Annotated in this window: 21 protein-coding genes; 19 read left to right on the top strand and 2 right to left on the bottom strand. The window is 70.7% G+C overall.

The genetic code is table 11. The features are described from left to right. Positions 1-43: 43 nt before the first annotated feature. Positions 44-598 carry a beta-class carbonic anhydrase gene (locus tag QIS99_RS13090; protein ID WP_282513415.1) on the bottom strand — a complete coding sequence of 185 codons (555 nt, stop codon included), beginning with the start codon at positions 596-598 and terminating at the stop codon, positions 44-46. A gap of 492 nt (positions 599-1090) precedes the next feature. On the opposite strand from QIS99_RS13090, the gene rsmH reads away from it, so the two are divergent. From rsmH to QIS99_RS13010, 16 genes are all read left to right on the top strand, one after another. Further along, positions 1091-2047 (top strand): 16S rRNA (cytosine(1402)-N(4))-methyltransferase RsmH, encoded by a 957-nt coding sequence (rsmH, locus tag QIS99_RS13085; RefSeq protein ID WP_282513414.1) that lies wholly within the window; start codon positions 1091-1093, stop codon positions 2045-2047. A gap of 25 nt (positions 2048-2072) precedes the next feature. Next, positions 2073-2687, top strand: coding sequence for a hypothetical protein (locus QIS99_RS13080; protein ID WP_282513413.1), 615 nt, complete (start codon positions 2073-2075; stop codon positions 2685-2687). Positions 2688-2691: 4 nt separating this feature from the next. Beyond that, on the top strand, positions 2692-4650 hold the full coding sequence (locus QIS99_RS13075) for a peptidoglycan D,D-transpeptidase FtsI family protein (protein ID WP_282513412.1): 1959 nt from the start codon (positions 2692-2694) through the stop codon (positions 4648-4650). A gap of 25 nt (positions 4651-4675) precedes the next feature. Beyond that, on the top strand, positions 4676-6367 hold the full coding sequence (locus tag QIS99_RS13070; protein WP_282513411.1) for a UDP-N-acetylmuramoyl-L-alanyl-D-glutamate--2,6-diaminopimelate ligase: 1692 nt from the start codon (positions 4676-4678) through the stop codon (positions 6365-6367). A gap of 4 nt (positions 6368-6371) precedes the next feature. After that, positions 6372-7766, top strand: a complete 1395-nt coding sequence (locus QIS99_RS13065) for a UDP-N-acetylmuramoyl-tripeptide--D-alanyl-D-alanine ligase (RefSeq protein WP_282513410.1) — start codon at positions 6372-6374, stop codon at positions 7764-7766. Further along, positions 7763-8833, top strand: coding sequence for a phospho-N-acetylmuramoyl-pentapeptide-transferase (gene mraY, locus QIS99_RS13060; RefSeq protein ID WP_282513409.1), 1071 nt, complete (start codon positions 7763-7765; stop codon positions 8831-8833). Before QIS99_RS13065 ends, mraY begins: the two co-directional genes overlap by 4 nt. Further along, complete coding sequence (gene murD, locus QIS99_RS13055; RefSeq protein ID WP_282513408.1) at positions 8815-10284, top strand: UDP-N-acetylmuramoyl-L-alanine--D-glutamate ligase; 1470 nt, start codon at positions 8815-8817, stop codon at positions 10282-10284. The genes mraY and murD overlap by 19 nt, the downstream gene beginning before the upstream one ends. Before the next feature lie 60 nt (positions 10285-10344). Next, complete coding sequence (gene ftsW / locus QIS99_RS13050; protein WP_408909548.1) at positions 10345-11748, top strand: putative lipid II flippase FtsW; 1404 nt, start codon at positions 10345-10347, stop codon at positions 11746-11748. A 6-nt stretch (positions 11749-11754) separates the two neighbouring features. Next, positions 11755-12849 carry an undecaprenyldiphospho-muramoylpentapeptide beta-N-acetylglucosaminyltransferase gene (murG, locus tag QIS99_RS13045; protein WP_282513407.1) on the top strand — a complete coding sequence of 365 codons (1095 nt, stop codon included), beginning with the start codon at positions 11755-11757 and terminating at the stop codon, positions 12847-12849. 14 nt (positions 12850-12863) lie between these two features. Continuing rightward, positions 12864-13664, top strand: a complete 801-nt coding sequence (locus QIS99_RS13040) for a cell division protein FtsQ/DivIB (protein ID WP_282513406.1) — start codon at positions 12864-12866, stop codon at positions 13662-13664. A gap of 277 nt (positions 13665-13941) precedes the next feature. Then, entirely contained in the window at positions 13942-15171 is a 1230-nt protein-coding gene (gene ftsZ / locus QIS99_RS13035; protein WP_282513405.1) for a cell division protein FtsZ, read from the top strand. A gap of 31 nt (positions 15172-15202) precedes the next feature. Beyond that, positions 15203-15913, top strand: coding sequence for a peptidoglycan editing factor PgeF (gene pgeF / locus QIS99_RS13030; RefSeq protein ID WP_408909554.1), 711 nt, complete (start codon positions 15203-15205; stop codon positions 15911-15913). A gap of 6 nt (positions 15914-15919) precedes the next feature. Beyond that, complete coding sequence (locus tag QIS99_RS13025) at positions 15920-16639, top strand: YggS family pyridoxal phosphate-dependent enzyme (RefSeq protein WP_282513403.1); 720 nt, start codon at positions 15920-15922, stop codon at positions 16637-16639. 124 nt (positions 16640-16763) lie between these two features. After that, positions 16764-17387, top strand: coding sequence for a cell division protein SepF (locus tag QIS99_RS13020; RefSeq protein ID WP_282513402.1), 624 nt, complete (start codon positions 16764-16766; stop codon positions 17385-17387). A gap of 52 nt (positions 17388-17439) precedes the next feature. Beyond that, positions 17440-17724 carry a YggT family protein gene (locus tag QIS99_RS13015; RefSeq protein WP_282513401.1) on the top strand — a complete coding sequence of 95 codons (285 nt, stop codon included), beginning with the start codon at positions 17440-17442 and terminating at the stop codon, positions 17722-17724. A 55-nt stretch (positions 17725-17779) separates the two neighbouring features. Beyond that, positions 17780-18889: a DivIVA domain-containing protein gene (locus tag QIS99_RS13010; protein WP_282513400.1), complete on the top strand. Its 1110-nt coding sequence runs from the start codon at positions 17780-17782 to the stop codon at positions 18887-18889. Between the two features lie 250 nt (positions 18890-19139). On the opposite strand, the gene ileS is transcribed toward QIS99_RS13010, so the two are convergent. After that, positions 19140-22292 carry an isoleucine--tRNA ligase gene (gene ileS, locus QIS99_RS13005; RefSeq protein ID WP_282513399.1) on the bottom strand — a complete coding sequence of 1051 codons (3153 nt, stop codon included), beginning with the start codon at positions 22290-22292 and terminating at the stop codon, positions 19140-19142. A 574-nt stretch (positions 22293-22866) separates the two neighbouring features. On the opposite strand from ileS, the gene QIS99_RS13000 reads away from it, so the two are divergent. From QIS99_RS13000 to QIS99_RS12990, 3 genes are all read left to right on the top strand, one after another. Next, on the top strand, positions 22867-23841 hold the full coding sequence (locus QIS99_RS13000; protein WP_282513398.1) for a TraR/DksA family transcriptional regulator: 975 nt from the start codon (positions 22867-22869) through the stop codon (positions 23839-23841). A 66-nt stretch (positions 23842-23907) separates the two neighbouring features. After that, positions 23908-24528 carry a signal peptidase II gene (gene lspA / locus QIS99_RS12995; RefSeq protein ID WP_282513397.1) on the top strand — a complete coding sequence of 207 codons (621 nt, stop codon included), beginning with the start codon at positions 23908-23910 and terminating at the stop codon, positions 24526-24528. A gap of 134 nt (positions 24529-24662) precedes the next feature. Then, positions 24663-25604, top strand: a complete 942-nt coding sequence (locus QIS99_RS12990) for an RluA family pseudouridine synthase (RefSeq protein ID WP_282513396.1) — start codon at positions 24663-24665, stop codon at positions 25602-25604. The last annotated feature ends 66 nt before the right edge of the window (positions 25605-25670 follow it).

The following is a 25670-nucleotide window of genomic DNA, read 5'->3' as shown; positions in this document are numbered from 1 at the left end:
ACAGCACCCGGCGGAGCCGTGAACACAGAGAAGGGGCGGACCGTTACGCCGGGTCGATCTCCCGCAGCAGGCCGGTCTTCACGTCGAAGACGAAGCCGCGCACGTCCTCGCGGTGCAGCAGGAACGGCGAGGTGCGCACCCGCGCCATGGACTGGCGCACGTCCTGGTCGACGTCGCGGAAGGCCTCCACCGCCCACGCCGGACGCTGGCCCACCTCGTCCTCCAGCTCGTGCCGGAAGTCCTCGGTGAGGCTGAGCAGACCGCAGCCGGTGTGGTGGATCAGGACGACGCTGCGGGTGCCGAGCGCGCGCTGGCTGATGGTCAGGGACCGGATCACGTCGTCGGTGACCACGCCGCCCGCGTTGCGGATCGTGTGGCAGTCGCCGAGTTCGAGCCCGAGGGCGTCGTGCAGGTCGAGCCGGGCGTCCATGCAGGCCACGACGGCGACGTTGAGGACGGGCCGGGCGTCCATGCCCGGGTCGGTGAAGGCGGAGGCGTACCGCTGGTTCGCCTCGACGAGGCGGTCGGTGACTGTACCTTCGGCGGACGCGTGCGCAATGCGGCCGGCGGGGTCTGCGGGAACTGAGGCTGTCGACATGCGTACGACGGTAGTCCGCACCGCACGCGCGGGCCCGCTGTGGGAGGGGACAAAGAACGCCTTATGCCGTTGTTGTGAGGGAACGCACAGACCCGCACAGGCCGCGTCCGTACGGGTGAGCAGGCTCCCGCAGTGGCCCCGCAGTGGCCCCGCAGTGGCCCCGAAGCGGCCCCGAAGCGCCCCCGGAGGGCTCCCGGAAGGCCTCCAGGGGGCTCCCGTACGACGCGCACAGCGCGCGCGTGGCCGGAGATTGACCGCGGGACAGCGTGGACTAAAGTGACGCGAAGCGGGAGGCGGACAACCCTCCCTCCTTGACTGGTTTCCCGGAGATTCCTTACGGATTTCCCCGCGCGCGGTGCGCACGTACGGCTCGGCCTCCTCCCGCTCCCGGTCGGCTGACGCCCCTTCCCCGGCGCCAGGCGGGCCGTTCCCCTTCGAGCGGGCGGGGACCCGGCAGTGCGTGTGCGGCCGCGCTCTACTTGAGAGGGTGTTTTGAGCGAGAGCCGACACGTCCCGGTGATGCTCCAGCGGTGCCTGGACCTGTTGGCCCCGGCCCTGACACAGCCCGGAGCCGTGGTCGTCGACTGCACGCTCGGCCTCGGCGGGCACAGCGAGGCGCTGCTCACCCGCTTCCCCGAGGCCCGGCTCGTCGCCCTCGACCGGGACAAGGAGGCGCTGCGCCTCTCCGGCGAGCGGCTCGCCCCGTACGGCGACCGGGCCACCCTGGTGCACGCGGTCTACGACGAACTCCCGGACGTACTGCGGCGCCTGGAGATCCCCGCCGTCCAGGGCGTCCTCTTCGACCTCGGCGTCTCCTCCATGCAACTCGACGAGGCGGACCGCGGGTTCGCGTACGCGCAGGATGCCCCGCTCGACATGCGCATGGACCAGACGGCCGGGATGAGCGCCGCCGAGGTGCTCAACACGTACCCGGCGGGCGAACTCGTGCGCATCCTGCGGGCGTACGGCGAGGAGAAGCAGGCCAAGCGGATCGTCTCGGCGATCGTGCGGGAGCGCGAGAAGGAGCCGTTCAGCAACAGCGCGCGGCTCGTCGAACTCATCCGGGACGCGCTGCCGCAGGCCGCCAAGCGCACCGGCGGCAACCCCGCGAAGCGCACGTTCCAGGCGCTGCGGATCGAGGTCAACGGTGAACTCTCCGTACTGGAACGGGCGATCCCGGCGGCCGTGAAGGCGCTCGCGGTCGGCGGGCGGATCGCCGTCCTCTCGTACCACTCGCTCGAAGACCGGCTCGTCAAGCAGGTGTTGGCGGCCGGTGCGGCCAACACCGCGCCGCCCGGCCTTCCGGTCGTGCCCGAGCGCTACCAGCCGCGGCTCAAGCTCCTCACGCGCGGTGCCGAACTTCCCACCGAGGAAGAGGTGGCCGAGAATCGCAGGGCCGCGCCCGCGCGGCTGCGCGGGGCGCAGCGCATCCGGGAGGACATCGCGTGACGCGGCGCAGTGGGGAGGGCTTCGCATGAGCGCACGACCGCAGATGCGGGGCAGGGCCGCGCGGCTCGCCCGGCTGCTCCCCGCCGGGCCGGCCACCGCGGCCCGCACCCCGTTCGTACTGCTGGTCGTCGTGCTGCTCGGCGGCGGCCTGATCGCGCTGCTGCTGCTCAACTCCTCGCTCAACCAAGGGTCGTTCCGGCTCAGCAAGCTGAAGAAGGAGACCACCGAGCTCACCGACAGGCAGCAGCAGCTCCAGCGTGAGGTCGACGGCTACTCCGCGCCCGGCAACCTGGAGCGGCGCGCCCGCGAGCTGGGCATGGTCCCCGGCGGCAACCCCGCCTTCCTCGACCCGGAGGGCAAGGTGCACGGCACCACGGACCCGGCCACCGCCGAACCGTCCGCCGCGAGCAAGCCGCCGCCCCGTACCGCCAACTCCACGCCGCCGCCCTCCGGTTCGCCGCCCTCCGGTTCGCCGGGCGGGAGCCCGAAGCCCTCCGGTTCGCCGGGCGGCAGCCCGAAGCCCTCAGGCACGCCGAGCGGCGGAGCCAAGCCCTCCGGTTCGCCCGCCGCGCAGCCGCCGAGCCCCTCGTCCGGCGCGCGGACCGGGGCGGAGCCCACTCCTTCGACCGCCGCAAGGTGATGCCGTGACCGACAGGCAGCCCCCACGACGCCGGGTGCCGGGACCGGCCGAGCCGGGCCGCTCCGGCACCACCCCGCGACGCCCCGCCCCCGGCGCCCGCCCCGCCGCCCGCCGGCCGCGCCCCGCCGCCCCCCGGCCCCGCACTATCCGCCTCGGCAGCCCCCGGCCCCGGCTCCGGCTGATCAGTGTGGCCCTGGCCCTGGTGATGATCGCCTTCGTCGTACGGCTGTTGCAGGTGCAGGCCGTGGACGCGAGCGCGTACGCGGCGAAGGCCGCGAAGAACCGCTATTTCAGCCACACCCTGACCGCCGAGCGCGGCGGCATCACCGACCGCAACGGCGCCGAGCTGGCGATCAGCGTGGACGCGTACGACATCACCGCCGACCCGTCGATGTTCACGGCCGAGGCGACCGACGTGAGGGACGCGCCGGAGCAGGCCGCCGCGCTGCTCGCGCCGATCATCGACCGGGACGCCGCCGACATCGCCCGCAAGCTGAGGAAGCCCGACAGCCGGTACGCCCTGCTCGCCCGCCGTCAGACCCCCGAGGTCTGGAAGCAGATCAAGGACCTGAAGAACACCTTCCAGGAGAAGGCGGACGAGGCCGACAAGGGCAGCGTCCTCGCCGGTGTCTTCCAGGAGCCGAGCAGCAAGCGCCTCTACCCGAACGGCGACCTCGCCGCCGGAACGCTGGGCTGGGTCAACGCCGACGGCAAGGGCGGCGGCGGCATCGAGGCCCAGCTGAACGAGGAACTCGCGGGCAAGGACGGCAAGATCACCTACGCGCAGTCCGGCGGCCGGCGCGTCCCCACGGCGGGCGGCGACGAGAACCCCGCGACGCCCGGCTCCGACATCGAGCTGACCATCGACCGCGACATCCAGTACGTCGCCCAGAAGGCCATCGCCGAGCAGGTCGAGAAGTCCAAGGCCGACCGCGGCTACGTCGTCGTCCAGGACACGAAGACCGGGGAGCTGCTAGCCCTGGCCAACGCCCCCGGCTTCGACCCGGGCAACCTCGCCGAGGCCGACCCGCAGGCCCTCGGCAACGCCGCCCTGCGCGACGCGTACGAGCCGGGCTCCACCACCAAGCTGATCTCGATGGCGGCCGTCCTGGAGGAGAACGCGGCCACACCCGGCACCCATGTCACGGTGCCGAACCGGCTGCACCGCGGCGACCGGCTCTTCAAGGACGACGTCGACCACCCCACCTGGTACCTGACGCTCAACGGAGTGCTCGCCAAGTCCAGCAACATCGGCACGATCCTCGCCACGCAGCAGCTGGGCAAGACCCAGCCGGAGGCCAACAAGGTCCTCTACTCGTACCTCCGCAAGTTCGGCATCGGCCGGCCGACCGGGCTCGGGTTCCCCGGCGAGACCGCGGGCATCCTCGCCAAGCCGGAGGACTGGTCGACCTCGCAGCAGTACACGATCCCGTTCGGCCAGGGCTTCGCGCTCAACGCCGTGCAGGCCACCTCCGTGTACTCGACGGTGGCCAACGGCGGCGTACGCGTGGAGCCCACGCTGATCCGCGGGTCCAAGGGGCCCGATGGCCGGTTCACGCCGGCGCCCGAGCCGAAGAAGGAGCGGGTCGTGAGCGAGAAGACCGCCAAGACCCTGTCCGAAATGCTGCAGTCGGTCGTGGACGACGACGAGGGCACCGGCACCAAGGCGAAGATCGACGGCTACCGCGTGGCGGGCAAGACCGGCACGGCCAACCGCGTCGACCCGAAGACCGGCCGCTACAAGGGCTACACCGCGTCCTTCGCCGGATTCGCGCCCGCCGACAAGCCGCGGATCGCGGTTTACTGCGCCGTTCAGAACCCGACCAAGGGCAGCTACTTCGGTGGCCAGATCTGTGCGCCGATCTACAAGACGGTCATGGAGTTCGCGCTCAAGACCCTTCAGGTGCCGCCCTCCGGCAGCAAGGCCCCCGGCCTTCCGGTCACGTTCGACCCGAAAGACTGATCCGCCCCACTGAACAGGTAGCCCCGTGACAACGATCACCCCCGACTCCGGGAACCAGAACCCCCGCCCCGCACCCGAGGACGGCCCATTTCGCGCCTCGCCGGGTGCGCCGGGTACGCTCACCGCCGTGCCACACGCTGATCAGTCCCAAACCACCCAGAAGGGCGTTCCCGTGACATATCCGGGACCGCCGCGGCCGGAGCAGGTCTCCGCGAGCACCCTCGCGACCCTCGCCGAGCAGCTGGGTGTCGACGTACCCGGAACCGCGGAGATCACGGGCATCACGCACGACTCCCGTGCCGTGCGCCCCGGCGACGTCTACGCCGCGCTCCCCGGTGCCCGCGTCCACGGCGCCGACTTCGCCGCGCAGGCCGCCGACCTCGGTGCCGCCGCGATCCTCACGGATCTGGCCGGCATGGACCGGGCCACGGCGACCGAGCTGCCGGTGCTCGTCGTGGGCGACCCGCGCGGCCGCATGGGCGAGCTGGCCGCCACCATCTACGGCCGCCCCGGCGCCGGCCTGCTGCAGATCGGCATCACCGGCACGTCGGGCAAGACCACCACCGCGTACCTCGTCGAGGGCGGGCTCAAGGCCGCCGGGCACAAGTCCGGGCTGATCGGCACCGTCGAGATGCGGGTCGGGGACGAGCGCATCAAGTCGGAGCGCACCACCCCCGAAGCCACCGATCTGCAGGCGCTGTTCGCGGTGATGCGCGAGCGCGGCGTCGACTCGGTGGCCATGGAGGTCTCCAGCCACGCCCTGGTGCTCGGCCGGGTCGACGGCTGCGTCTTCGACGTCGCCGTCTTCAACAACCTCAGCCCGGAGCACATGGAGTTCCACTCCGACATGGAGGACTACTTCCGGGCCAAGGCGCAGCTCTTCACGCCCAAACGCTCCCGGCTCGGCGTCGTCAACTTCGACGACGAGTACGGCCGCAGGCTGGTGACCGAGGCCACCGTCCCGGTCATCACGTTCTCCGCCGAGGGCCACCCGGACGCCGAGTGGCGCGCCGAGGACGTCGAAGTCGGCCCGATGGACTCGACGTTCACCGTCGTCGGCCCCAAGGGCGAGCGGATCGCCGCGAAGTCGCCGCTCGCCGGGCCCTTCAACGTGGCCAACACCCTCGCCGCGATCGTCGCCCTCGCCGCCTCCGGCATCGACCCGCAGACCGCGGCCGACGGCATCGCGGCCGTCCCCGGGGTGCCGGGCCGCCTGGAGCGGGTGGACGCCGGGCAGCCGTACCTCGCGGTCGTGGACTACGCCCACAAGACCGACGCCGTCGAGTCCGTGCTCCGCGCCCTGCGCAAGGTCACCGAGGGCAAGCTGCACATCGTGCTCGGCTGCGGCGGCGACCGCGACCAGACCAAGCGCGGCCCGATGGGCGCCGCCGCCGCCCGGCTCGCCGACACCGCCGTCCTCACCTCGGACAACCCCCGCTCCGAGGACCCCCTCTCCATCCTCGCCACGATGATCGCCGGTGCCGCCGAGGTGCCGGTGCACGAGCGCGGCGACGTCCAGGTGTTCGAGGACCGGGCCGCCGCGATCGCCTCGGCCGTGCACCGCGCCCGCCCCGGGGACACCGTCCTCGTCGCCGGCAAGGGCCACGAGCAGGGCCAGGACATCAACGGAGTGGTCCGCCCCTTCGACGACCGTGACGTGCTGCGCGCCGCCATCGAGCACAGCCGCCGCAACGCCACTCAGAACACCCAGGGATGACGCAGTGATCGCCCTCTCCCTCGCCGAGATCGCCTCCGTCGTCGGCGGACAGCCGTACGACATACCGGACGGCGACCGTCAGGTCACCGGCTCCGTGGTGATCGACTCCCGCAAGGTCGAGCCCGGCGGCCTGTTCGCCGCCTTCGTCGGTGAACAGGTCGACGGCCACGACTACGCCGAGCGCGCCATCGAGTCGGGGGCGGCCGCCGTGCTCGCCACCCGGCCCGTGGGTGTGCCCGCGATCGTGGTCGACGACGTCGAGAAGGCGCTGGGCGCCCTCGCCCGCGCCGTCGTCGCCCGGCTCGGCACCACCCTCGTCGCCCTCACCGGCTCCGCCGGCAAGACCTCCACCAAGGACCTGATCGCCCAGCTCCTGCAGCGCAGGGCCCCCACGGTCTGGACCCCGGGCTCCCTCAACAACGAGATCGGCCTGCCGCTCACCGCGCTCACCGCCACCGAGGAGACCCGCCACCTCGTCCTCGAAATGGGCGCCCGCGGCATCGGCCACATCCGGTACCTCACCGGCCTCACCCCGCCGAAGATCGGCGTCGTGCTGAACGTCGGCTCCGCCCACATCGGCGAGTTCGGCGGCCGCGAGCAGATCGCCCAGGCCAAGGGCGAGCTGGTCGAGGCCCTGCCGGAGGACGGCACCGCGATCCTCAACGCCGACGACCCGCTCGTACGCGCGATGGCCTCGCGGACGAAGGCGCCGGTGCTGTTCTTCGGCGAGTCCGAAGAAGCCGACGTACGCGCCGAGAATGTCCGGCTCACCGACCAGGGACAGCCGTCCTTCACGCTGCGCACACCCTCCGGGTGCAGTGACGTGACCTTGCGCCTGTACGGTGAGCACCACGTGTCGAACGCGCTTGCCGCGGCCGCCGTCGCCCACCGACTCGGGATGTCAGCCGAGGAGATCGCGGTCGCGCTCTCCGAGGCGGGCAACCTGTCCCGCTGGCGGATGGAGGTCACCGAGCGCCCGGACGGCGTGACGGTCGTCAACGACGCCTACAACGCGAACCCCGAGTCCATGCGAGCCGCACTGCGCGCGCTCGCTGCCATGGGTAGGGGGCGCCGCACGTGGGCGGTGCTCGGGCAGATGGCCGAGCTGGGGGACGAGGCGCTGGCCGAGCACGACGCGGTCGGACGCCTGGCCGTCCGGCTCAATGTGAGCAAGCTCGTCGCGGTCGGGGGCAGGGAAGCGTCCTGGCTGCAGCTGGGCGCATACAACGAGGGTTCGTGGGGTGAGGAGTCGGTGCACGTGTCCGACGCACAGGCGGCGGTCGACCTGCTGCGCAGCGAGCTGCGCCCGGGAGACGTCGTGCTCGTGAAGGCCTCCAGGTCGGTGGGCCTGGAGAAGGTCGCGTTCGCGCTCATCGAGGGTGAGGTCTCCGGCCGATGAGGCAGATCCTCTTCTCGGGTGTCATCGGACTCTTCCTGACCCTGGTCGGCACCCCGCTGCTGATCAAGCTCCTGGCCAAGAAGGGCTATGGCCAGTACATCCGGGACGACGGCCCGCGCGAGCACGCCAGCAAGCGCGGTACGCCGACCATGGGTGGTATCGCCTTCATCCTGGCGACGATCCTCGCGTACTTCCTGACCAAGCTGCTCACCGGCGCGGAGACCACCTTCTCCGGGCTTCTGGTGCTCTTCCTGATGGCGGGCATGGGCCTGGTCGGCTTCCTCGACGACTACATCAAGATCATCAAGCGGCGTTCGCTCGGGCTCCGGGCCAAGGCGAAGATGGCCGGACAGCTGATCGTCGGCATCACCTTCGCGGTCCTCGCGCTGCAGTTCGCGGACGTACGCGGCAACACTCCGGCCTCCACGCGGCTGTCCTTCGTCACCGACTTCGGCTGGTCGATCGGCCCGGTGCTCTTCGTGGTCTGGGCGCTCTTCATGATCCTGGCCATGTCGAACGGCGTGAACCTCACGGACGGCCTGGACGGCCTCGCCACCGGCGCCTCCGTGATGGTCTTCGGCGCGTACACGTTCATCGGCGTCTGGCAGTTCCAGGAGTCCTGCGCCAACGCGGTGACGCTCACCAACCCGGCGGCCTGTTTCGAGGTACGCGACCCGCTCGACCTGGCCATCGTGGCCTCGGCGTTGATGGGTGCCTGCTTCGGCTTCCTGTGGTGGAACACCTCACCGGCCAAGATCTTCATGGGTGACACCGGCTCGCTCGCCCTCGGCGGCGCCCTCGCCGGCCTCGCGATCTGCTCGCGTACGGAACTGCTGCTCGCGCTCCTCGGCGGCCTGTTCGTCCTCATCACCATGTCCGTGGTGATCCAGGTCGGCTCGTTCCGCCTCACTGGGAAGCGCGTCTTCCGGATGGCACCCTTGCAGCACCACTTCGAACTCAAGGGCTGGTCCGAGGTCCTTGTGGTGGTCCGGTTCTGGATCATCCAGGGCATGTGCGTGATCGTCGGACTCGGCATCTTCTACGCAGTATGGGCGGCCGCCAAGTGACCGACTGGCAGGGCAAGCACGTCACCGTCGCCGGGCTCGGCGTCTCCGGAATCCCGGCGGCCAAGGTCCTGCACGGCCTCGGCGCGGTCGTCACGGTCGTCAACGACGGCGACGACGAGCGTTCCCGTACGCAGGCCGCCGAGCTGGAGGCACTCGGGATCACCGTCCGGCTCGGTACTGCATCGACCAGCGGCTCCGCCGCGGGCGACACCCTGCCGCCCGGCACCGAACTGATCGTCACGACCCCCGGCTGGAAGCCCGACAAGCCGCTCTTCGCAGCAGCGGCCGAGGCGGGCGTCGAGGTGTGGGGCGACGTCGAGCTGGCCTGGCGCCTGCGCGGACCGGACGCCGCCCCGTGGCTCGCGGTCACCGGCACCAACGGCAAGACCACGACCGTACGGATGCTCGCCTCGATCCTTCAGGCGGCGGGCCTGCGCACCGCGGCCGTCGGCAACATTGGCGTCTCGCTCCTGGACGCGGTCCTCGGCGAGGAGCAGTACGACGTACTCGCCGTGGAGCTCTCCAGCTACCAGCTGCACTGGTCGCCCTCGGTCCGCGCCCACTCGGCCACGGTCCTCAACCTGGCGCCGGACCACCTGGACTGGCACGGCTCGATGGAGGCGTACGCCAAGGACAAGGGCCGGATCTACGAGGGCAATCGCGTCGCCTGCGTCTACAACGCGGCCGACAAGGCGACCGAGGACCTGGTCCGCGAGGCCGACGTCGAGGAGGGCTGCCGCGCGATCGGCTTCACCCTCGGCAGCCCCCGGCCCTCCGAACTCGGCGTCGTGGACGGCATCCTGGTCGACCGCGCCTTCGTCGAGGACCGGCAGCAGAGCGCCCAGGAACTGGCCGAGGTCGCGGACGTCAACCCGCCCGCCCCGCACAACGTCGCCAACGCCCTCGCGGCCGCCGCCCTGGCCCGCGCCTTCGGCGTCGAACCGGCCGCCGTACGGGACGGGCTGCGCAACTTCCGCCCCGACGCCCACCGCATCGAGCACGTCGCGGACGTCGCCGGGGTCTCGTACGTGGACGACTCCAAGGCGACCAACCCGCATGCGGCACAAGCCTCGTTGGCCGCGTACGAATCGATCGTCTGGATCGCCGGCGGGCTCGCCAAGGGAGCCTCGTTCGACGAGCTGGTCGCCGCCTCCGCGAAGCGGCTGCGCGGCGCCGTGCTCATCGGCAAGGAGCGCCACCTGGTCCGCGAAGCCCTGGCCCGACACGCCCCCCAGGTCCCGGTGGCCGACCTCGGCCGGACCGACACTGGGGCGATGTCCGCGGCCGTCGAGGAGGCGGCCCGGCTCGCGGCTCCCGGCGACACCGTTCTGCTCGCCCCGGCCTGCGCCTCGATGGACATGTTCGTCAACTACAACAAGCGTGGCGAGGCGTTTGCGGACGCCGTGCACGCCCTCGCCGCCGAGCGCGGCGACGCCACCCACCGCGCCTAGCCGGACCGGCCCGCCCGCCGCACCCCGGCGGCGCGGGCACGACTGGAGGGGACAGCGACGATGCCCGCCGACGCCAAACCCGCGCGCGACGTGCGCAGCGCGGCCATCCCGCTGGGCAGGAACCGGAAACCGCTGGGCAGAAACCGGAGCCCGTTGGGCAGGAACCGGAACCCGCTGCGCGGGAAGACACAGCCGCGACCGCCCCGGGACCGGCCCTGGCGGCGGATCGCCGACCGCGCCCGCAAGGCCTGGGACCGGCCGCTCACCGCGTACTACGTGATCCTCGGCAGCAGCGCGCTGATCACCGTGCTCGGCCTGGTGATGGTCTACAGCGCGTCCATGATCCAGGCGCTGCGGCTCGACCTGCCCGCCTCGTACTTCTTCGGCAAGCAGTTCATCGCGGCGGTGCTCGGGACGATCCTGCTGCTCGTCGCCATGCGGATGCCGGTCAAGCTGCACCGGGCGTTCGCGTACCCGATGCTCGCCGGTTCGGTCTTCCTGATGATCCTGGTGCAGGTGCCCGGGATAGGGCATGCGGTGAACGGCAACCAGAACTGGATCTACCTGGGCGGTCCGTTCCAGCTCCAGCCCAGCGAGTTCGGGAAGCTGGCGCTGGTCCTGTGGGGCGCCGATCTGCTCGCGCGCAAGCAGGACAAGCGGCTGCTCACGCAGTGGAAGCACATGCTGGTGCCGCTGGTGCCGGTCACGTTCATGCTGCTCGGGCTGATCATGCTCGGCGGCGACATGGGCACGTCGATCATTCTCGCGGCGATCCTCTTCGGCCTGCTCTGGCTCGCGGGCGCCCCCACGCGCCTCTTCGCCGGTGTGCTCTCCGTCGCCGCGATGCTCGGCTTCGTCCTGATCCGTACGAGCCCCAACCGGATGGCCCGCCTGGAATGCCTCGGCGCGACCGACCCGGGCCCCCGCGACCAGTGCTGGCAGGCCGTGCACGGGATCTACGCCCTCGCCTCCGGCGGATTCTTCGGTTCCGGTCTGGGAGCGAGTGTGGAAAAATGGGGTCAACTCCCTGAACCGCACACCGACTTCATCTTCGCCATCACCGGGGAGGAACTGGGGTTGGCGGGGACGCTGTCGGTGCTCGCTCTGTTCGCGGCTCTAGGCTATGCGGGTATCCGCGTGGCCGGACGCACGGAGGACCCCTTCGTGAGGTATGCCGCGGGAGGCGTGACCACCTGGATCACGGCCCAGGCCGTGGTCAACATCGGTGCGGTGCTCGGCCTGTTGCCGATCGCCGGTGTCCCGCTCCCGCTGTTCTCCTACGGAGGGTCCGCCCTGCTGCCGACGATGTTCGCCGTCGGACTCCTCATCGCGTTCGCGCGCGAGGAGCCCGCGGCACGAGCAGCGCTTGCCATGCGGTCGTCCGCCTCGGGCAAGAAGCGGGCTGCGGTGAGATGGAACACGATGAGACGGCGCGCCAAGGCGCGACCGTCCGGAGAGCGGTGAATTTCGGTGCATGTCGTACTCGCCGGTGGGGGGACCGCCGGCCACATCGAGCCCGCGCTCGCCCTCGCGGACGCCCTGCGCAGGCAGGACCCCACCGTGGGCATCACGGCCCTGGGCACGGAGAAGGGCCTGGAGACCCGGCTCGTGCCGGAGCGCGGCTACGACCTCGCGCTGATCCCCGCCGTACCCCTTCCCCGTAAGCCCACCCCCGAACTGATCACGGTCCCGGGCCGGCTGCGCGGCACCATCAAGGCCGCCGAGCAGATCCTGGAGCGCACCAAGGCCGACGCCGTCGTCGGCTTCGGCGGTTATGTGGCGCTGCCCGGCTACCTCGCGGCGAAGCGCCTCGGCGTGCCGATCGTGGTGCACGAGGCCAACGCCAGGCCCGGCCTCGCCAACAAGATCGGTTCGCGGTACGCCGCCCAGGTCGCGGTCTCCTCGCCGGACAGCAAGCTGCGCAACTCCCGTTACATCGGCATCCCGTTGCGCCGCACCATCGCCACCCTGGACCGCGCGCAGGTGCGGCCCGAGGCCCGCGCCGCGTTCGGGCTCGACCCGAACCTGCCGACGCTGCTCGTCTCCGGCGGTTCGCAGGGCGCGCGCCGCCTGAACGAGGTCGTCCAGCAGGTCGTCCCGCATCTGCAGCGCTCCGGCATCCAGGTCCTGCACGCGGTCGGCCCGAAGAACGAAATGCCGCAGGTCGACAACATGCCGGGGATGCCGCCGTACGTCCCGGTACCGTACGTGGACCGGATGGATCTCGCGTACGCCGCGGCCGACATGATGCTCTGCCGCGCGGGCGCGATGACCGTCGCCGAACTCTCCGCCGTCGGACTCCCGGCCGCCTACGTCCCGCTGCCCATCGGCAACGGCGAACAGCGGCTCAACGCCCAGCCGGTGGTCAAGGCCGGCGGCGGTGTCCTGGTCGACGACGCCGAGCTCACCCCGGAGTGGGTCAAGGAGAACGTCCTCCCGGTGCTCGCCGACCCCCACCGGCTGTACGAGATGTCCCGCGCCGCCGCCGAGTTCGGCCGCCGGGACGCCGACGAACTCCTCGTCGGCATGGTCTACGAGGCGATTGCGGCACGCCACCGGGCGTGAGAAGGCAGGGGAGCGTGGCCGGACCCACCACCGCCGAGCGAGGCGAACGCACACAGGGGGACGCACCGGCCCGCCCGCCCCGGCCGACGGGCGGTGGCCGCCGGCTTCGGTTGCCACCGACCCGCACCCGCGTCATCGCAGGGGTCGCTGCCGCACTGCTCGCAGCCGGCGTCGTCTGGCTCCTCTACGGCTCGCAGTGGTTGCGCGTGGAGCGCGTGAAGACCTCCGGCACCGAGGTGTTGACCTCCGAACAGGTCCGCGCGGTGGCGCGGGTTCCGGTCGGCGCACCGCTCATCTCCGTTGACACGGACGCGATCGAGGACCGGCTCCGGAAGAAGCTGCGCCGTATCGACACCGTCGACGTCGTACGTTCCTGGCCGCATGGAATCGGCCTGAAAGTGACCGAACGCAAGCCGGTGCTGCTCATCGAAAAGGGCGGAAAGTTCACCGAAGTGGACGCGAAAGGCGTGCGGTTCGCAACGGTGGACCGGCCGCCCAAGGGCGTTCCGCTGCTCGAACTGGACGCCGCCGCGTCGCCCAGCCTCAACCGCTTCGGCACGGAACGGCTGTTGCGCGCTGCCGTGCAGGTGGCCGGGGATCTGCCCGCCTCGGTCGCGAAGGACGCGCGAACCGTTCAAGTGCGTTCATATGACTCGATCTCGGTCGAGCTGAAGGGCCAACGCACCGTCCACTGGGGCAGCGTGGAGAAGGGCGACGCGAAAGCCGCCTCGCTCACCGCGCTGATGAAAGCGGAACCGACGGCCCGACGCTTCGACGTGAGCGCTCCCACCGCCCCCGCCGTGTCAGGGAGTTGACGCCCAAGTGCGCTGGCCAGCACCCTGGTTGGTCAGCGCAACGGCTGATCACATAGGGTGAAAAGAAAAACGGGAGGTTCGGCGTGTTCGTTGAACGTGCGCCACTTGTCGACTTAGTGTCCTGTTTCGAAGACTCCAGGGAACAGACACACTGGTAACCCTAAACTTCAGCGTTAGGGTTCGGGTCGGCGTTCGGACCGTCCCAATTCGGCATCAGTCGTCGCACCGCACGCACGGCGAAGCGGCGACACGTAAATCGAGGCGAGAGGCCTTCGACGTGGCAGCACCGCAGAACTACCTCGCAGTCATCAAAGTCATCGGTGTCGGCGGCGGTGGTGTCAATGCCATCAACCGGATGATCGAGGTCGGTCTCAAGGGCGTCGAGTTCATCGCCATCAACACCGACGCGCAAGCCCTGTTGATGAGCGACGCGGACGTCAAGCTCGACGTCGGCCGTGAACTCACCCGCGGACTCGGCGCCGGAGCCAATCCGGCAGTCGGGCGCAAGGCGGCCGAGGACCACCGCGAGGAGATCGAGGAGGTCCTCAAGGGGGCCGACATGGTCTTCGTCACCGCCGGTGAAGGCGGCGGCACCGGCACCGGCGGCGCACCCGTCGTGGCCAACATCGCACGCTCGCTCGGCGCACTCACCATCGGTGTGGTCACGCGCCCGTTCACCTTCGAGGGCCGCCGTCGCGCCAACCAGGCCGAGGACGGCATCGCGGAACTCCGCGAAGAGGTCGACACCCTCATCGTGATCCCCAACGACCGTCTGCTCTCCATCTCGGACCGCCAGGTGAGCGTGCTCGACGCGTTCAAGTCGGCGGACCAGGTGCTGCTCTCCGGTGTCCAGGGCATCACGGACCTCATCACCACGCCCGGCCTGATCAACCTCGACTTCGCCGACGTCAAGTCCGTGATGTCCGAAGCGGGTTCGGCCCTGATGGGCATCGGCTCGGCGCGCGGGGACGACCGCGCGGTGGCCGCAGCCGAGATGGCGATCTCCTCGCCGCTCCTGGAGGCGTCCATCGACGGCGCCCGCGGCGTGCTGCTCTCCATCTCCGGCGGATCCGACCTCGGCCTCTTCGAGATCAACGAGGCGGCCCAGCTGGTCAGCGAGGCCGCCCACCCCGAGGCCAACATCATCTTCGGCGCGGTCATCGACGACGCGCTCGGCGACGAGGTGCGCGTCACCGTCATCGCCGCGGGCTTCGACGGCGGGCAGCCGCCGAACAAGCGCGAGAACGCGGTGGGTTCGAACACGGCGGGCAAGCGCGAGGAACCGGCCCCGGTACGCAGCACCAGCACCGAGTCCCGCCCCGCCTTCGGCTCCCTCGGCAGCGTGACCCCGCGCGAGGACACCGCCCCGGTCGCCGAGCCCGCCCCCGAGCCGGCCCCGGCGAACGAGATCCCGACGGCACCGGTCACCCCGCCGCAGGTCCCGCCGGCCCGTCCGTACCAGGACAGCCCGGCCGAGGAGCTCGACGTGCCGGACTTCCTGAAGTGACCGACGCCAAGTGATAACTGCGCACAACACCGTGGACGGCGCGCACTTCGCCTTCACCGACAGGTGGGGCGGGGTGAGCGCCGTTCCGTACGAGCAGCTCAACCTCGGCGGGGCGGTCGGCGACGCCCCCGAGGCGGTCCGCGGCAACCGTGAACTCGCCGCCAAGGCGCTGGGTGTGGAACCCGGCGCCGTGGTGTGGATGAACCAGGTGCACGGCCGGGACGTCGCCGTGGTGGACGGTCCCTGGCGTGATAATTCCGACATTCCTTGCGTGGACGCCGTGGTGACGGCGCGCCGCGGCACCCCGCTCGCCGTCCTCACCGCCGACTGCACACCGGTGCTGCTCGCCGACCCGGTCGCCGGTGTCGTCGGTGCGGCGCACGCCGGCCGGCCCGGTCTGGTCGCCGGAGTCGTGCCCGCCGTGGTCGGGGCGATGGCGGAACTCGGCGCCGAGGCCTCCCGGATGATCGCCCGCACCGGGCCCGCGGTCTGCGGCCGTTGCTACGAAGTGCCGGAGCAGATGCGGGCCGACGTGGCGGCGGTCGAGAGCGCGGCCTACGCGGAGACGAGTTGGGGAACCCCGGCGGTCGACGTGACCGCCGGGGTGCACGCCCAGTTGGAGCGGCTCGGGGTGCGCGACCGGGAGCAGTCGCCGGTCTGCACACTGGAGTCCGAAGACCACTTCTCGTACCGCCGCGAGCGCACCACCGGTCGGCTCGCGGCCTATGTCTGGCTGGACTGATAGGGCATGACGGACCGTAAGGCGGAACTCGCCGCAAATCTGGCGAAGGTGGAGGAGCGCATCGCTGCCGCGTGCGCTGCGGCCGGGCGCGAGCGGGAGGAAGTGACCCTGATCGTGGTCACGAAGACCTACCCCGCGAGCGACGTGCGGATCCTCGCCGAACTCGGCGTGCGCAACGTCGCGGAGAACCGGGACCAGGACGCGGCGCCGAAGGCCGCCGAGTGCGCGGATCTGCCGCTGACTTGGCACTTTGTCGGCCAGCTGCAGACCAATAAGGTGCGTTCCGTTGCCAGTTATGCCGATCTGGTGCAGTCCGTGGACCGGCCCAAGCTCGTCACCGCTCTCTCCGCCGCGGCGGTGAAGGCGGAGCGCGAGCTGGGCTGTCTGATCCAGGTCGCCCTCGACGCCGAAGAGGGCGGCCGGGGGGACCGGGGAGGCGTAGCGCCTGACGGAATCGAGGAGTTGGCCGGACTTGTGGCGGAAGCTCCGGGGCTGCGGTTCGACGGTCTGATGACCGTCGCACCGCTCACCGGACCGTACGCGGGACGGCAACAGGCGGCGTTCCAGCGGCTGGTGGAATTCTCAACCCTCCTGCGCGCGGCCCATCCGGCTGCGAACATGGTGTCGGCAGGGATGAGCGCGGACCTGGAGGAGGCCGTTGCGGCCGGAGCGACACATGTGCGCGTCGGCAGTGCGGTCCTCGGAGTCCGACCCCAGCTCCGGTAACGTCGCCAAGCAAGTCGGACCACAGCAGAAAATATGGTCATTCCCGCAGATCAGCGGGGGTGCCGAGTGGATCGCGAGCACCTGGTGGCACAGCGGATCCACCACAGAGCGGAGGACTCAGAGCATGGCCGGCGCGATGCGCAAGATGGCGGTCTACCTCGGCCTCGTGGAGGACGACGGATACGACGGCCGGGGTTTTGACCCCGATGACGAGTTCGAGCCCGAACTGGATCCGGAGCCCGAGCGGGACCGTCGGCGGCACGAGCCTGTACATGAACTGCAGCAGGACGAACCGGCCCGAAAGGTACAGACGCCCGCGCCGCGCGATCCGATGCCGGCCGCCGCTCCGGTTCCGGCTGAAATCGGGCGTCCCGCGCGAATCGCCCCCGTGGCATCCATCACACCTGAACGTCAGAGCCTGGAGAAGAACGCACCGGTGATCATGCCCAAGGTTGTCTCCGAGCGGGAGCCCTACCGCATCACGACTTTGCACCCCCGGACCTACAACGAGGCCCGTACCATCGGGGAACACTTCCGTGAGGGCACTCCGGTGATCATGAATCTGACGGAGATGGACGACACGGATGCGAAGCGACTTGTCGACTTTGCCGCCGGTCTGGTCTTCGGACTGCACGGCAGCATTGAGCGGGTGACACAGAAAGTGTTCCTGTTGTCTCCTGCTAACGTCGATGTCACGGCGGAGGACAAGGCTCGCATCGCAGAGGGCGGGTTCTTCAACCAGAGCTGAGAAGCGACACCGGATCGAGTAGTACGAGACAGGGGAGAGGGAAGCGCGGATCATGAGCGTTGTCTTGGATGTGCTCTACATCGCGCTGATGTGTTTCCTCATCGTGCTGATCTTCCGGTTGGTCATGGACTACGTCTTCCAGTTCGCCCGCTCATGGCAACCCGGCAAGGCGATGGTGGTCGTTCTGGAGGCCACCTACACTGTCACTGATCCACCGCTCAAGCTTCTGCGGCGGTTCATCCCGCCGCTGCGTCTCGGGGGCGTGGCGCTCGACCTGTCCTTCTTCGTGCTGATGATCATCGTCTACATCCTGATCTCCGTCGTGAGCGCGGTGTGAGCGCGATGTCACTTACGTTCTTGCCGAATGCCGACGACTACGTTGAGGTGAAGAGATGCCGTTGACCCCCGAGGACGTGCGGAACAAGCAGTTCACGACCGTCCGCCTCCGAGAAGGCTATGACGAGGACGAGGTCGATGCCTTCCTCGACGAGGTCGAGTCCGAACTGACGCGACTGCTCCGCGAGAACGAGGACCTGCGCGCGAAGCTCGCCGCAGCGACCCGTGCCGCCGCGCAGAACCAGCAGCAGGGCGGCATGCGCAAGCCCGAGCCGCAGGACCAGCCGCCGCAGCAGCGCGGTCCCGGCGCCCCGGTGCCCGCCGCAATATCGGGTCCGCAGCCGGTGCCGCCGCAGCAGCAACAGCACCTGGGCCCGCCCCAGTTGCCCGGTGGCGCGCCGCAGCTGCCCGCAGGTCCCAACGGCGGCCACGGCGGTCCGCAGGGCCCCGGTCCCGGTGGCCCCATGCAGCAGGGCGGCCCGATGGGCGGTCCCCTGGGTGGTCACGGTCCGCAGCTCCCGCAGGGTGGCGGCGGTGGCGGCGGTCAGGGCGGTCCCGGTGGCGACAGCGCCGCCCGCGTCCTCTCCCTGGCCCAGCAGACCGCGGACCAGGCGATCGCGGAGGCCCGCTCCGAGGCCAACAAGATCGTCGGCGAGGCGCGTTCGCGCGCCGAGGGCCTTGAGCGCGACGCCCGCGCCAAGGCCGACGCCCTGGAGCGGGACGCGCAGGAGAAGCACCGCGTCGCGATGGGCTCCCTGGAGTCCGCCCGCGCCACGCTTGAGCGCAAGGTCGAGGACCTGCGCGGCTTCGAGCGCGAGTACCGCACCCGCCTGAAGTCGTACCTGGAGTCGCAGCTGCGCCAGCTGGAGACCCAGGCCGACGACTCGCTGGCCCCGCCGCGTACGCCGGCTGCCGCCTCGCTGCCGCCGTCCCCCTCGATGGCTTCCGCCGGTGCGCCCTCCATGGGCGGGAACCACACCATGGGCGGCAACCAGACGATGGGCGGCCACGGAGCCACCACCGGTGGCAACTCGTACGGCGGCCAGCAGCAGATGGCGCCCGCGATGACGCAGCCGATGGCGCCGGTGCGGCCGCAGGGTCCGCAGCCGATGCAGCAGGCTCCGTCCCCGATGCGCGGCTTCCTCATCGACGAGGACGACAACTGACGGTCGTACGCGCGCAGCGCGCGTAGCGTCGGCAGCGCTTCAAGGGCCTGGCCCCGGGAATCCTCCCGGGGCCAGGCCCTTTTGCCGTACGCACAGGCGGAGTTGACGCACGGGGGAGTTGGGGATTCGGACACAGGTCGGGGGGACCAGGTGTGCCCCGGTACACAACGCCGAAGGCCCGGCGCCGCCCGATCCGTCGGATCGGGCGACACCGGGCCTCGTTGTTGACGCTGCTTGGGCGCGGTGTCGGTTACGCCTCGGTCTTGCGGAGGCGGAACGTCAGGCCCAGACCCTCGTCGGTGAAGGGCGCGCCATACGTCTCGTCGGCCTCGCCCTCGGCGAAGTCCAGGGCGAGGACCTCGTCGGCGATGAGGGCGGAGTGCTCGGCGAGGGCGTCCGCGGTGTCGCCGAACGTGGCCGACCAGCGCACCGCGATCCGGTCCGCGACGTCCAACCCGCTGTTCTTGCGGGCCTCTTGGATGAGCCGGATCGCGTCCCGGGCGAGGCCCGCGCGGCGCAGGTCCTCGGTGATCTCCAGGTCGAGCGCGACGGTGGCGCCGGCCTCGGAGGCGACGGACCAGCCCTCGCGCGGCGTCTCCGTGATGAAGACCTCGTCGTGAGTGAGCGTGACCGTCTCGCCCTCGACCTCGATCGTCGCCGAGCCGTCGCGCAGCGCCAGGGAGAGCGCGGCCGCGTCCGCGTCGGCGACGGCCTTGGCCACGGCCTGGACGCCCTTGCCGAACCGCTTGCCCAGGGCGCGGAAGTTGGCCTTGGCGGTGGTGTCGACGAGGGAGCCGCCGACCTCGGACAGCGAGGCGAGGGAGGTGACGTTCAGCTCCTCGGTGATCTGCGTGCGCAGCTCCTCGCCGAGCGCGTCGAAGCCGCCTGCCGCGACCAGGGCGCGGGACAGCGGCTGCCGCGTCTTCACACCGGACTCGGCACGCGTGGCGCGGCCCAGCTCGACGAGCCGCCGCACCAGCGCCATCTGCTGCGAAAGCACCGGGTCCACAAGGGAGTTGTCCGCCTGAGGCCACGTCGCCAGGTGCACGGACTCCGGGGCGTCCGGCGTCACCGGCACCACCAGGTCCTGCCAGACCCGCTCGGTGATGAACGGCGTCAGCGGGGCCATCAGACGCGTGACCGTCTCGACGACCTCGTGCAGGGTGCGCAGCGCCGCCTTGTCGCCCTGCCAGAAGCGGCGGCGGGAGCGGCGCACGTACCAGTTGGAGAGGTTGTCGACGAAGGCCGACAGGAGCTTGCCGGCGCGCTGGGTGTCGTACGACTCCAGGGCCTCGGTGGACTGCTCGACCAGCGTGTTGAGCTCGCTGAGCAGCCAGCGGTCCAGGAGGGGGCGGTCGGCCGGGGCCGGGTCGGCGGCCGAGGGGGCCCACTTCGACGTACGGGCGTACAGGGCCTGGAAGGCGACCGTGTTCCAGTACGTGAGGAGGGTCTTGCGGACGACCTCCTGGATCGTGCCGTGGCCGACGCGGCGCGCCGCCCACGGGGAGCCGCCCGCGGCCATGAACCAGCGCACCGCGTCCGCGCCGTGCTGGTCCATGAGCGGGATGGGCTCCAGGATGTTGCCCAGGTGCTTGGACATCTTGCGGCCGTCCTCGGCGAGGATGTGGCCGAGGCAGACCACGTTCTCGTAACTCGACTTGTCGAAGACGAGCGTGCCGACGGCCATCAGCGTGTAGAACCAGCCGCGGGTCTGGTCGATGGCCTCGGAGATGAACTGCGCCGGGTAGCGGCTCTCGAAGAGCTCCTTGTTCTTGTACGGGTAGCCCCACTGCGCGAACGGCATCGAGCCCGAGTCGTACCAGGCGTCGATGACTTCCGGCACACGCGCGGCTGTCTGCGTACAACCGTCGTGCGTGCACGTGAACGTGACGTCGTCGATGAACGGGCGGTGCGGGTCGAGGGCCGACTGGTCCGTGCCCGTCAGCTCGGACAGCTCCGCGCGGGAGCCGACGCAGGTGAGGTGGCCCTCCTCGCAGCGCCAGATGGGCAGCGGGGTGCCCCAGTAGCGGTTGCGGGACAGGGCCCAGTCGATGTTGTTGTTCAGCCAGTCGCCGAAGCGGCCGTGCTTGACCGAGTCCGGGAACCAGTTGGTCTTCTCGTTCTCTTCGAGCAGACGGTCCTTGACGGCGGTGGTGCGGATGTACCAGGACGGCTGCGCGTAGTAGAGCAGCGCCGTGTGGCAGCGCCAGCAGTGCGGGTAGCTGTGCTCGTACGGGGTGTGGCGGAAGAGCAGGCCGCGCGCGTCCAGGTCGGCGGTCAGCTTCTCGTCGGCCTTCTTGAAGAACTCGCCGCCCACGAGCGGGACTTCGGGCTCGAAGGTGCCGTCGGGCAGGACCGGGTTCACGACCGGCAGGCCGTACGCGCGGCAGACCTTGAGGTCGTCCTCACCGAAGGCGGGGGACTGGTGGACCAGACCGGTGCCGTCCTCGGTCGTGACGTACTCGGCGTTGACGACGTAGTGCGCCTCGGCCGGGAACTCGACGAGCTCGAACGGGCGTTGGTAGGTCCAGCGTTCCATCTCGGCGCCGGTGAAGGACTCGCCGGTGGTCTCCCAGCCCTCGCCGAGCGCCTTCTCGACGAGCGGCTCGGCGACGACCAGCTTCTCGTTGCCGTCGGTGGCCACCACGTACCGGACGTCGGGGTGCGCGGCGACGGCGGTGTTGGAGACGAGGGTCCAGGGGGTGGTCGTCCACACCAGGAGCGCGGCCTGCCCGGCGAGGGGGCCGCCGGTGAGCGGGAAGCGGACGTAGACCGAGGGGTCGACGACCGTCTCGTACCCCTGCGCCAGCTCGTGGTCGGAGAGGCCGGTGCCGCAGCGGGGGCACCAGGGGGCGACGCGGTGGTCCTGGACGAGCAGGTCCTTGTCGAAGATCTGCTTCAGGGACCACCAGACCGACTCGATGTACTCGGGGTTCATCGTGCGGTACGCGTCGTCGAGGTCGACCCAGTAGCCCATGCGCTGGGTGAGGTCGGCGAAGGCGTCGGTGTGCCGGGTCACGGACTCGCGGCACTTGGCGTTGAACTCGGCGATGCCGTACGCCTCGATGTCCTTCTTGCCGTTGAAGCCGAGCTCCTTCTCGACGGCCAGCTCGACGGGCAGCCCGTGGCAGTCCCAGCCGGCCTTGCGCGCGACGTGGTACCCGCGCATCGTGCGGAAGCGCGGGAAGACGTCCTTGAAGACGCGGGCCTCGATGTGGTGGGCGCCGGGCATTCCGTTGGCGGTGGGCGGGCCCTCGTAGAAGACCCACTCGGGGCGACCCTCGGACTGCTCCAGGCTCTTGGCGAAGATCTTCTGCTCGCGCCAGAAGTCGAGCACGGCGTGCTCAAGGGCGGGCAGGTCGACCTGGGCGGGCACCTGGCGGTACTGCGGCTGCGTATTCAACGAGCTTCCTCCGGCGGACACTGTTTCCGTCGGAGGGACGAGAGCCGGCCTGCGCCGTGTGCGGCGCGGGCTCCCGCGGTACCACCCTCCTTGGCCCGTCCGGCTCGGGTGTGCGCCGGTGGGCCCCCTCATTGGGGTCGCGGCCGGGTCTACTCACCGTCGCTGCGGTTTTCTTCCGGCGGCTCCGGGGTGATCTTCACGCTCGCGCGGGCCCCCGGGCTTCCACCGTCCCCGGGTCGCTCCTGGCTGCTCACGGACGCTACTCGTCCCCATCCATGCCTTTTCGCTGTGCCCAGTGTACGGGGCTCGGCGGCGGTGGGCCGACCGGATTTCGTACGGGGGCGGGGCGCCGTGGGCTGACCCGAATGGCCACACGCGCGGGGTGCGGATCCCGGCGCGGGGCGCGTGGCGGATTACCGGGCGGGGAGCTGGGCACAACCGATGCATGCCGGTCCCGGGGCTCCCGTGGGCCGGGCGGATCGGGCGGAGTGCCCCGTTGCCGCGGGCCTGGAGTCGATTTATCGTCCCAGCACGATTCGCGAGCAAGATCACAAAATGTGAAGGGGCCGCGGCCATGGTGGCGAAGAAGAGCACGGAGAAGGCCGCCGAGACCAAGGCCGCCGAGACCAAGGCCGCCGGGGCGAAGGCTGCCGGGGCGAAGGCCGCCGGGACGGAGAGCGCCGAGACGGAGAGCGCCGAGACGCAGGGCGCGGCAGCGATGACCGCGAAGACCGCGAAGGCCGCCAAGACCGCGAAGAAGACCACCAGGGCGGCGAAGAAGAGCACCACCACGAAAGCCGCCACGAAGAGCACCACGAAGGCGGTCACGAAAACCGCCACCAAACCCTCCACCAAACCCTCCACCAAACCCTCCACGGAAACCGCCACGGAAACCGCCACTACAAAGAAGGCGGCCGCCAAGAAGACCGCCTCCGCGCGTGCTGAGAGCGCTGAGGGAGCGGCGGCCGACGCCACCAGGGCCCGAGGGAAGGGCGCGACCAGGAAGGCCGCCGAGGAGCAGGCGGCCGAGGAGGCGGCGCACGCCGCGAAGAAGACGGGAGCCAGGTCGGTGGCTGCGAAGAAGACCGGGGCGACGGCGGCAGAGCAGTCGGCCCCTTCCGTACCGAAGGCGCGAGCGGACGCGGCCGAGCCGGGCGAGCTCGCCGTACGGCCCGGCGAGGACCCGTGGACCCCCGAGGAGGTGGCCGACGCGCGCACCCTGCTGTCCGAGGCGGCGGGCCGGCTGCGTACCGAGATCGTGGCGTCCGAGGAGTCGCTGCAGGGGCTGATGCGGGACTCCGGGGACGGGGCCGGCGACGACCAGGCGGACACCGGGACGAAGAACATCACGCGCGAGCACGAGATGGCCCTGGCGGCCAACGCGCGGGAGATGCTGGAGCAGACCGAGCGGGCCCTGGAACGCCTCGACGCGGGGACGTACGGACTGTGCGAGAGCTGCGGGAAGCCCATCGGGAAGGCGCGGATGCAGGCCTTCCCGCGCGCGACCCTGTGCGTGGAGTGCAAGCAGAAGCAGGAACGGCGGTCCTGAGGAGCAGTCACTGTGAGTGGGTGCCGTACCCTCGTCCTCAGTCGGAATCTAGGTTGAGGGACTCACGTGGCAGAGGCGGAGCGCATCATCGGTACGCCGGACAGCGAGGACGCCGGGGCGACGGAGTCGGGAGAGCCGCAGCAGGGGGCCGCGGAGCCGGAGCAGCCGCAGCAGGAGGCCGCGGAGCCGGAGCAGCCCAAGGGGCGGCGGAAGATCGCGGTGCTGTTCGCCGTCGCCACTGTGGCGTACGCCCTCGACCTGATCAGCAAGCTGATCGTGGTGGAGAAGCTGGAGCACCACGAGCCGATCGAGCTGATCGGCGACTGGCTGAAGCTGCAGGCCATCCGGAACGCGGGCGCGGCCTTCGGGATCGGTGAGGCGTTCACGGTGATCTTCACGGTGATCGCGGCCGTGGTGATCGTGGTGATCGCCCGCCTCGCGCGCAAGCTGTACAGCCTGCCGTGGGCGATCGCGCTCGGCCTGCTGCTCGGCGGTGCCCTCGGCAACCTCACCGACCGGATCTTCCGGGCGCCCGGCGTCTTCGAGGGCGCGGTGGTCGACTTCATCGCGCCGAAGGGGTTCGCGGTGTTCAACCTGGCGGACTCGGCGATCGTGTGCGGCGGCATCCTGATCGTGATCCTGTCCTTCCGCGGCCTCGACCCGGACGGCACGGTCCACAAGGACTGAGCCGCACGGTCCACAAGGACTGAGCGGCACCGTCCACAAGGACTGAGCGGCACCGTCCACAAGGACTGAGCGCCGGGAGCGATACGGGCGGGCGCTCGTGCGGGGCTGTCGTACCCGTCCTGCATACTCGACGGGTGAGCACGATTTCCGAGATCCGCACCCTGCCCGTGCCCGACGGCCTGGAGGGCGAGCGCGTAGACGCCGCCATCTCCCGCATGTTCGGCTTTTCCCGTACGAAGGCCGCCGAGCTGGCCGCATCCGGAAAGGTGCAGGTCGACGGCAGCGTCGTCGGCAAGTCCGAGCGCGTGCACGGCGGGGCCTGGCTTGAGGTGGAGATGCCGCAGGCGGCGCCGCCCGTGCAGATCGTCGCGGAGCCCGTCGAGGGCATGGAGATCGTGCACGACGACGAGGACATCGTCGTGATCATGAAGCCGGTCGGCGTCGCCGCGCACCCGAGCCCCGGCTGGACCGGCACCACCGTGATCGGCGGCCTCGCCGCCGCCGGGTACCGGATCTCGACCTCCGGCGCCGCCGAGCGCCAGGGCATCGTGCACCGCCTGGACGTCGGCACGTCGGGCCTGATGGTCGTCGCCAAGTCGGAGCGTGCGTACACCTCGCTGAAGCGGCAGTTCAAGGAGCGCGTGCCGGACAAGCGCTACCACGCGCTCGTGCAGGGCCACCCCGACCCGCTGAGCGGCACCATCGACGCCCCCATCGGACGGCACCCGAACCACGACTACAAGTGGGCGGTGACCGCCGAGGGCAAGCCGTCGGTGACGCACTACGACCTGGTGGAGGCGTTCCGCGCGGCCTCGCTGCTCGACATCAAGCTGGAGACCGGGCGCACGCACCAGATCCGCGTGCACATGTCGGCCCACCGCCACCCCTGCGTCGGCGACCTGACGTACGGCGCGGACCCCACGCTCGCCAAGCGGCTCGGCATCACCCGGCAGTGGCTGCACGCGGTGCGGCTCGGCTTCGAGCACCCGGACGACGGGCGCTGGGTCGAGTTCGAGAGCGGCTACCCGGACGACCTGCAGACCGCCCTCGACCGGGTCCGGGCGGAGAGCGCGTGACCACGCGGTCGTACGCGGTCCGGCCCGCCGAGTCCGCGGCCGACCGTGCGGCCTGTCTGGCGGTGC

The organism is Streptomyces solicavernae, from assembly GCF_029968095.1.
Lineage (GTDB): Bacteria > Actinomycetota > Actinomycetes > Streptomycetales > Streptomycetaceae > Streptomyces > Streptomyces solicavernae.
The sequence above is the reverse complement of the archived record's forward strand: the minus strand, read 5'-3'. Positions and strand labels throughout refer to the sequence as shown.